Source organism: Pseudomonas ulcerans (genome assembly GCF_036324125.1).
Taxonomy (GTDB): domain Bacteria; phylum Pseudomonadota; class Gammaproteobacteria; order Pseudomonadales; family Pseudomonadaceae; genus Aquipseudomonas; species Aquipseudomonas ulcerans.
Genome location: NZ_JAZDQN010000058.1, coordinates 25,647 through 34,268, shown reverse-complemented (window position 1 = coordinate 34,268; position 8,622 = coordinate 25,647). Strand labels below are relative to the sequence as shown.

Here is an 8,622-nt window from a genome sequence, read left to right as displayed (position 1 = left end):
TCGGTGGGCTGCTGGCATTCAGAGGGACTGACCTCCCAATAGCCGGAAAATATCCGGCTAATTCAGAGCATCCCTAACTGAGATCGGTGACAGAAGAGCTGTTGCTCATATGCGCGGCACCTTCGTAGTGTGGAGCTACGAGCGAGTGACAACCAACATTGACGCCCCAAGCATCCCTCTGGTTGATGTCATTTGCAAACACTTGGATCGCAATGACAAGCCCTGGACATACGAACCTGTGCGGATGGGAATAAGCCGCCTGGCAAGCTTTCGCATCGGCACGATCTGGCAAAACGGGGAGTGTATTGCCGAGACCGACCTGGGAAACGACAAGGTGTTTTCTTTAGATTTCACGGAGGGTGCCTGGTCGTGTCTCGGGCTACCCGGAAATCAGCGGCATCCATTTTTCAAGCAGGACTACCCTCTGCGCCCCGTGATCACGGGCGACGAACTGACTCACTTCCTGAACTTCCCGCTGCCGCATGGAAAAAATCTGCTCATACCCTGTCTCGAGTTTCTAGTTCGCGGCTACGCCAGCACTCCAGATATTGGCAGGCTACTCGCTACTTATCCTTTCTCTACCGTTCAACAGCGACTGTACGCAAGCCTTGAGCAAGATCGGCGGACCTGGCTTGTGCATCCCGCTCGGCAGGTTCATGACGACGACGCCCTGCTCCTCGCTTCGATGCTGTACGACCCATACGCACAACATGCTGCATCAGAGATCTATGCACAGTTGGATGTCGCTCGCGGCAGAGGGAAAAATCACTTGAGCCTCAAGGTTCGGCCATGGTTTCAGGGTCCGGCAGAGATCCGGGCCAGAGGTCGCTGGATCAACGGTGGAAGAACGTACCTATGCTACGAACTCACCGGCATGAGCGAGCCACAGGATCACCCTTACGAAATTAGGCGTCCGCGCTATACGGAACAGGATCCGTCGGCGAAGGTTGTATCGATCGTCAACAGGGAGCGTGATGAAATACCCAAGCCAGACGACCCCTTCGAAATCACTGACACAGATGAGCCTCATAAAGACGCAGCAGAATGGCGTAAACCCGATCCTGGCTTCGCGCGGCTTGGCCCTAAATGCCCTGTGACCCGTTCCATTCAGCAGCGGCCGTATTCAAAGAAAAAAATCCTCAAAGCTCCCCCTGCCAAGACAACCACTCTGTCCACGGGAGACAGGGTCGGTAATAGTGATGTGGGCAAACGAAAGAATTGCGCAAAACGTGTCGCGGGCGACGGCGGTGTCCTGAAGGGAATATGGGATGAGCTGGTTCGCCTAAAAGACGTTCAGCCTGGCTTCAGTAGTCTGGAATACCTTTCAAATCACAGCTTCCAGTCCGGGTCAGTTCTCAAACTGCAAGCACTTCGCCCGTTCAATGACCAAGATGAGCCGACACCGGAAGCTATCAGATGGCTAAAGTACAACGACAACGCCTCAAGGATAAGGGGCATTATGATTCTTCGTGTAGTTATCGGTGGTCGCAACTTCTACCTATTCGAACCTCAACGAAAGCAGAAACGCCGAAAGGATTCCTTCTATGAAGAGTCTTCATTCGGTCTCCTTATAGAGATTCCAGATGTGAGGTCAGCAGAAGAGCAGATATCCCACATCTGTGACAAGATCAGATTTCATAGCGGGAAATTTGGAGCGTTGAAGGAGCTGCCAGACTCTCACAATCTGGTACTGCACATCACCCGACAGGAACGTTTCTACGCTAACTCCACGCTACGGAACGCGTTCTTGAAACGAGGGGTTGAGCTGGTGCGGTGACCCGCTGTACGCCGTGCTGCTTCAGAGTTGGGAGCAGAGTCACTCGATGAGGGGCTTCCGAGGCCCCGGTACCCAATAGGTTTTACCGTTGAGAACAACGTTGTAGCCGCGTTGGCCTTCCACGGTGAACGGAGTGTAAGAGATCATCTTCTTACTCACCCGCGGCAGCTTATGAAACAGCATCAGCGCGGTTTTTATCCAATTCCGCTCGAACGCTTCGCCCTGCTCACTGCTCTCATACATCGCGTGGATATTTGCCTCCAACCGCTGGCTTCGCGCCTTCGATTGAGCACGCTTGCTGACATCCGCGTTCAAATCAAACTCATAAGTGCGATTCAAATAGGCGATGAAACCTCTGCTTGAAGCTCGCTGCCCCGGCTTGTGAGTTAGATAATCCGTCACCGCTTGCTGTGATGGCAGCGCCTCTAGTAACTCAGAGCCTGCTGCTAGTAAATCTCTTGCCGCCCTCATGGAGAGGCGGACCGAGCGGATAGTCGTCTTTCCTTGGCCCTGCCGTGACATGTGGTAGGCTCGATACCCGGATAGCGCCGTTTGGGCCGCTCCCGAAGGCATTGAGTTGATCATCTCCTCAATTCTGCGCTTATCAGAATGTTCGTCACGCATTGTCGCATCCGGTCGAATACCATACCGCTCGTTCAACCACAGCATCGGCGTTTGCATCCTACGCAGGCCGTCAGCCTCGAAGTGGTTGAGTAACGAAACGTACGATGGTAACTCAGCAGAATGCGTGTCCAGAAAGCTGAAGAAAACCAGATAGTGCTTCAACTTGAGCGCAGCTTTCCGCGCTCCCATCTGGTTACATAGCCATTCGCAAAACTCAGCAAAATGCTGCCTAACAGAGGCTCGGTCGAAACCCTCGATTTGAATGAGAACACGTCGTTCGAAGGTTTTCTTCCAGGTACAGTCTTCGCATTCCTTTCCCCTGCCGGCCGGCATCGGCCGGCTGCAGCTTAAGCACTGTCCCTCTCCGTTTTCTGTGCACAGCTTGCATCGCAATCGTCCATCCGCCCCAAGAATAAGGAAACGGTGCCGCCTGCAATCTGGACACGTCCCGGCGTCTTCACGTGCGCACCGCGGACAGTATCGAACGTTGTCGTTCTTTTTCGACACCCTGGTGAGGCGGGTGGACAGTGTTCCACATCGCTCGCAGGGCTCAGGGGCTTTGAAGTAATGCGCGCAGCTGTTACAGGCGGGGCCGTATTCGGTCATCAGCCCGACAGGCTTACCAATAGCAGAACAACGCACACAGGGAGCCTTCGCTTCGCAAGAAAGGCACAATCCGTGCGTGTCCAAGGTGTATATCCGCGCGAAGTTTCCGCACCCTCGACACAGTGAACGCTTGAACAGCCGTGAGTAGCAAGTGTTGCAGAACCTACGACCCCGATGTACCCGATGGATTTTTTTGCCGGTGCGATGGCAATTATCACAGCAAGGCGCCGGCAAGCCGGTGGAGGTCATCGCTGAAACTTCCTAAGCAATCTATGCCACTGGATTAGTACGCTCTTGGGCAAACGAGGCTTATCAGTATGTCTCTCGGAAGCGTGACGCTGCCAGCGACTGTGAATCACCGAGGTCAACTCAGCGAGGGTCTCGGGTAGCTTGCTTCCCCGGGACAAAAGAAGTGAGGGGCTCACGCCTTCGTCTCGGGCCGCTCGGATCAATCGGTCCGGGCCTGCCTGGATCATGATCCACACATTGGATAACAAATCCGCTCGTTCACCCGGTGCCAGGTACTCGAAAGGCAAGCCTGTACCTAGAGGAGAGGCATTCTCGAAACTGACGCCTAGTGTCTTGAAGAAGGCATCAGTACAGGACGCTCGCCCTCTGGCACCGTTGCGTAGAGTCCCAAGCATCCACTTTGCCAAAGACAGCCATTCAACGAGAGGTAGGTGAGCGTGTCCATAGAGTAGCGGTGGACCTGAAAACAAACTGTCTGTTGCATCCTGGAACTGCAAAGCAGTTTCCAAGACAGGCCCTGGTGTCGCACGCTTCAATTCAAAACCGCACCTGTGACAGTGGCAAAGATCTAGTTCGGGCGGTACAAGGAGATGAGGACAAAGCGGAGCGTTGCATTGTTCGCAGTGATCCAACAGGCCCGCGTGATGAATGGGACACACGGTATGCCAAGCCAACCGCCCCTGAAGCAGATAGTGCGGCTGAAGAGTGTCGAAGCACAGAGGACAATACTGAAGCCCCCCGCACCTACGCCGATTACGAACCCCCAAGCAGAGTATCCACGGAGCGATACCGTGGGGAAAATGCTTAGCCCCGGTCATTTGCCCCCAAAAGCGCACAAGCGTTGAAGCTTCCAAGGACCGTACGGTCAACCCTGATCGAGTGTGTAAAGCTGCAAGCTGACCGCTACTCAACTCTCGATCAATGTCTGCGCACCATACCCTGACGCCAGGCCAAACATCACCGGTGAGCGTGGTTGGCTCGCAATCGTGAGCTAACGCACACCTCACCAGCCATGAAGAGATTACTTCGTCTTCCAGGAGTGCTGGTGTCAGCGGCCAGAGGGCGTTTACAGGATCTGCTCCTGCAGTCCATTGGTACTCGTGGGGCGCATGCATCGGTTCTTCTCAAGCAGCTCTCTGTCAATCACTTCACTGCCGTTGCGTATCGCCTCTTTCGCGCACTCGCGTAGAAGGTACTCGACGTTGCCAGTGTTCCCATCGGATATCGCATGGATGAGAGTTGCCAGCTCCGGTGAATAGATTTTAGAAGGATTCTTCAAAGGTAATACCGATTCGAAGCTCTTCAGAAACCGTTGAAACTCGGCGTTCGCAGACCAAGCCGGAAGCGACACTACCTTGAAGCGACTAGCATACTGAGCATCAAGCACCAGAAGCTGCAAGGCCGTACGTGTTCCCACTAGCACAAGAGAAATACTCATCACGTTTCCCAGCATTTTCAGCTCGTTCATCGTGTCCATACGCTTGGCGGGCGACCCATTGTTTATCGTATGAGCCTCATCAACAATCAGCATACGAACCCGCGCCTCACGCATCATGTGCATTGCCTGATGACGCAGCTTGGACAGGGGAGCAGTCGGATTGTGTGGGGCCCAAAACTCGCTGAGAATCGCGTTGTACAGCTCTCTCTCATCTGGCTTGTGAATCTCAACGCAGATCACTGGGCGCACACTCGTTGCGTCATCGCTAATGTAGCTCTGTCCAGATGAGTCCATGAATCGGCGGAGGATGGTGGTCTTCCCTGAGTTGGACGCTCCGACTGCAAAGAGATTGGGCATTCGTGGTCGTTCAGGCTTGCGTAGAAGACCGCCCAGAATGTCCAAGAGTGCTGCACCTGCGCGATAGTGAATCCAACGCGGGGAGTCCATGAAGAGGATGCGCTCATCGTCATTCTTGAACATCACGTCTCTAAACTTCGGGGCGATATGCAGATAGTCAGTCACCAGACGTCTCCAAAAGTGTCTACCTCGTCGATCGAGAGCATTTCGGAGGACGCCGGCAGTTGGGCTGTAGGCTCAGAACTCGGGTTAGGCCTTGCCGGGGTCGACTGCTTCAGATTGTTCGCTCGGCTCTGAGCACTTCTCCGAGCCTGTTTTGTCTTCTCCGCAGACTCGATTTCCTGCTGTTTGTTCTCATCGGAAAATCTATCGACAAGCTCCTCGTTGACCGCCCCCAAGCCTGCCGCCCTGGCTTTCTTTTTAGCGTTCACGTACTCCGCTACGGTGACCCCTTGATAGCAAGCCCGAAGGATGGGCACCTCGAAATACTCGTTCAAGGCAGGATCCTTGAACCAAATCCTGTTGATATCCCGCGGGTCCCGCCGGAAGAGAAACTTTCGCTGCTTGCCTGTAGCGGGATCTGTGGCTCCAACCCAAGGACGTAAAGCTTCAGCGAAGTACATAGCGTCCATTTCCACCCCGTATGGATGGATCACTCGCTCTGAGGATGGGAGGAAGTCGAGCTGAAATGACCAAGGGTCTGATACACGCGGAGGTAGCGGTGAAATGGGGGCATGTTCCTTATCCCCGAAGAAGGCAAGATTCCATTTGCGAATAGGCGCCATCCCCAATCCGTTGTGAAACTGCTCATGGTATTTGAGGATGTTTCGGATCAACCGAGCTTCAAATTCAGCAAACGTGTAAATAGCCTCTCCGTCAGAGTCATATTCACGCCGCTCAAGCGGGTTGCTGAATGTCGCGCCTTTGTCTCTCTTACTGTGTCTCGAGTTGCTATTAATGTATCGCTCGATGTGACCACCCCAATGCTTCTCGCCTTTGGGCCGAAATTCTTTATGGATCGCATGGTTGTTAAGCGACCGAATGAGGCTCTCCGTTTTGAAGTCGCGACCATTGTCACTGTGCAGCGTGGTCATTTTTCCCCAGACAGGCCACTCGCCGCTAATCCCATGCTGCGCCAGCCATAGCTCTTTTGGAAGAATGGAATGAACCACGCACATCGCGACCGAAAGCGCTGATGGTGCCTGCATTGATAGGTAATAGCCGGTGATCATTCGTGTATGGACACAGATCGCTACGGTCAGCCATGGTCGGCCAATGGGTTTGCGGTGAACATCATCAACGATGATCAGGTCAATCGGGCTGTGATCAATCTGCACGATCTGGAGAGGGTATTCAGTTTCAAGACTGCCTACCCTCGCAACATGCTTGTTGTTGGCAAGCTCGATGTCTCCACGCCTTACAAGACGTACCCGTTCAGGAATTCTATTGATACGGGCTTGAACGGTTCTGACCGCTGGTTGAGGAAGCTTGAGAGCCCGGCAGGCCTTCCGGGCTTCATAAACGGTAGAGGCAACGTCTGGCCGCTGAGTGGTGAGGTAGTATTCTTCCAAGACAGTTTTGATGACCTCCTCCACTTCTGGAGAAATTCTTGAACGGCCTGGACTCCACCCACGTTTGGAAGGAATGAGTCCCGTCAGCTCTCCCCGTTCCTTGTAACGTCGCAACCATCGGTAGACGGTGACAGGATCAACGCCAGACTCCTTAGCCCGCTCTTCCACGATCCTTTTGGACTGCCCTTCATACCGGAGAAGAGGTTGGATCACCGCGTATCGCTTCTGCGCGATAGCCCACTCTTCGGTGCCGATATCCTCCAAGTCGTAGTCGGCATAAGGTCCGACGATTTTGCCCCCGAGAAACGGCTTGAGCTCCTGTATCCGGAGCACCTTTGGGCGCCCCGTTTCGATGTCCAAGCCCAGAACGGAACTGAAATCCAACACTTGAGTAATGCGATATGTCGACTTCTGGTGGCAGACTAACTCGCCCAACTCCATTTTGACGAATGAGCGGTCGATCTTGCGGCCTTGAGGTTCCGAACCTTTAGGTTTGCTCATTGGGGCAGCTCCACTTGAAGGGAGCCACTCAACGTCCCTGATATGTCGCAGTCAAGCTGTCGAGTCGCTATCAAATGGAGCACATGGGACTGGCCCAATGCCTCATCACCTTGAAAGTGGAGCGCGGTCAGATAATCAACCGAAGCGAACCCTTTCAAAGCAACAGTCCTCACGATGGCGTCCAGATCCACCTGGGCGTAATCCGCGTATCTGTATCGCTCAAGGGTCTGAATATTTTTCAGTGACTGGCCGCGGATACGAGACTCATCGTAAATGTGGAAATCCCACCCCTGCTGCTGGGCGTAGCGCCACGCAGCTTTCCACTTCGGCAACCACTCCCGCCAGTGTTTGCGCCACTTTTCCTCAGGCTTCACCTCGACAAGCATGGGCCGGCGCCTAGTGTGGGCATGAAAGCGCACCAGGTAGTCGGGAGTATAGGTGTAGGCCTTGCCGTTCCGGGCAACGAAATCCAGTGCTACCGGCTGAGATATGGCGTGAAGAACGTCCATACGGAAGTCCATCCTGCGTAAGAAGTCGCGCTCAAGGGCAGACTCGAAAGCCACGCTTGCTCCGCGAAAAGCGAAGACTCCAGAGAGGCTTTTCGTCGTAGATTTTATGGCCCTCGCTTGGGAGAACGGAGGCTGGTTGCAGCTATTTCTATCCATTTTAGGCCAGTTGCACTTATTTCGAGTTTTTGATTGCAGCTATTGATGGAAGAATAGGGCAAAAAATGGCCCTCTCCGCCAAAACGCGTTGCGCCAAATTCGCAATGTCACAGTGGCTCGCGTCCGACGCCCGGCGAAATCACCCTGGCCCATCACGGCGTCCTGTTCCTGGACGAACTGCCGGAGTTCGAACGCCGCGTGCTGGAAGTGCTGCGCGAACCGCTGGAATCCGGCGAGATCGTGGTGGCGCGAGCTCGGGACCGGGTGCGTTTTCCGGCGCGCTTCCAATTGGTAGCGGCGATGAATCCCTGCCCCTGTGGATATCTCGGCGACCCTACCGGGCGCTGCCGCTGCAGCAGCGAGATGGTCCAGCGGTACCGCAACAAGCTCTCCGGCCCACTGCTGGACCGCATCGACCTGCATCTCACCGTCGCCCGCGAAGCGACGGCACTGTCACCGACGCCTTCCGACGGCCCCGATAGCGCCACGGTTGCCCGGCAGGTCGCACTGACCCGCGAACGCCAACAACAACGCCAGGGCTGCGCCAATGCCTTCCTCGACCTGCCCGGCTTGCGCAAGCACTGCGGGTTATCCACAGCCGATGAGAAATGGCTGGAAACGGCCTGCGAACGATTGACCCTGTCGCTGCGGGCGGCGCATCGGTTGTTGAAGGTAGCGCGGACGCTGGCGGATCTGGAGGAGGTGGAAAACATCCGGCGGGAGCATCTGGCAGAGGCGCTGCAGTATCGGCCGGCGGGGCAGGAATGAACCTGCCCCGGTGGATTACTGCTCTCCAGCCTGTTTTCAACGAAGATCCTGCGGATATTTCTGCGC

Annotated in this window: 6 protein-coding genes and 1 pseudogene; 2 read left to right on the top strand and 5 right to left on the bottom strand. The window is 54.9% G+C overall.

All coding sequences use genetic code 11. The features are described 5' to 3' along the window. Window positions 1-109: 109 nt before the first annotated feature. Window positions 110-1,777 (top strand): hypothetical protein, encoded by a 1,668-nt coding sequence (locus V0R59_RS29195; RefSeq protein WP_330078012.1) that lies wholly within the window; start codon window positions 110-112, stop codon window positions 1,775-1,777. A 39-nt stretch (window positions 1,778-1,816) separates the two neighbouring features. Here the strand turns inward: V0R59_RS29195 and V0R59_RS29190 are convergent, their stop codons facing one another. The 5 genes from V0R59_RS29190 to V0R59_RS29175 all read right to left on the bottom strand — a co-directional run bounded on the left by V0R59_RS29190 (window position 1,817) and on the right by V0R59_RS29175 (window position 7,632). After that, the gene (locus V0R59_RS29190; protein WP_330078011.1) at window positions 1,817-2,734 is read right to left on the bottom strand and encodes a hypothetical protein; all 918 of its coding nucleotides are present in this window, start codon (window positions 2,732-2,734) and stop codon (window positions 1,817-1,819) included. Between the two features lie 518 nt (window positions 2,735-3,252). Next, window positions 3,253-4,371, bottom strand: coding sequence for a TniQ family protein (locus tag V0R59_RS32115; RefSeq protein WP_375547418.1), 1,119 nt, complete (start codon window positions 4,369-4,371; stop codon window positions 3,253-3,255). Next, window positions 4,323-5,216 carry a TniB family NTP-binding protein gene (locus tag V0R59_RS29185; protein ID WP_330078010.1) on the bottom strand — a complete coding sequence of 298 codons (894 nt, stop codon included), beginning with the start codon at window positions 5,214-5,216 and terminating at the stop codon, window positions 4,323-4,325. Before V0R59_RS29185 ends, V0R59_RS32115 begins: the two co-directional genes overlap by 49 nt. Further along, a complete protein-coding gene (locus V0R59_RS29180; protein WP_330078009.1) occupies window positions 5,213-7,123 on the bottom strand; it encodes a helix-turn-helix domain-containing protein in 1,911 nt (636 codons plus the stop codon). Before V0R59_RS29180 ends, V0R59_RS29185 begins: the two co-directional genes overlap by 4 nt. Continuing rightward, window positions 7,120-7,632, bottom strand: a complete 513-nt coding sequence (locus V0R59_RS29175; RefSeq protein WP_330078008.1) for a TnsA endonuclease N-terminal domain-containing protein — start codon at window positions 7,630-7,632, stop codon at window positions 7,120-7,122. Before V0R59_RS29175 ends, V0R59_RS29180 begins: the two co-directional genes overlap by 4 nt. Window positions 7,633-7,848: 216 nt before the next feature. Between V0R59_RS29175 and V0R59_RS29170 the strand changes: the two are divergent. Further along, window positions 7,849-8,556: pseudogene (locus tag V0R59_RS29170) on the top strand (ATP-binding protein); the annotation flags it as partial. Between the last annotated feature and the right edge of the window lie 66 nt (window positions 8,557-8,622).

Excerpts from the sequence above, each read along its gene's own strand:
- V0R59_RS29195 (WP_330078012.1), top strand. The coding sequence starts at position 110 with ATGCGCGGCACCTTCGTAGTGTGGAGCTACGAGCGAGTGACAACCAAC.
- V0R59_RS29175 (WP_330078008.1), bottom strand. The coding sequence starts at position 7,632 with ATGGACGTTCTTCACGCCATATCTCAGCCGGTAGCACTGGATTTCGTT.
- V0R59_RS32115 (WP_375547418.1), bottom strand. The coding sequence starts at position 4,371 with ATGCATGCGCCCCACGAGTACCAATGGACTGCAGGAGCAGATCCTGTA.
- V0R59_RS29190 (WP_330078011.1), bottom strand. The coding sequence starts at position 2,734 with ATGCCGGCCGGCAGGGGAAAGGAATGCGAAGACTGTACCTGGAAGAAA.
- V0R59_RS29180 (WP_330078009.1), bottom strand. The coding sequence starts at position 7,123 with ATGAGCAAACCTAAAGGTTCGGAACCTCAAGGCCGCAAGATCGACCGC.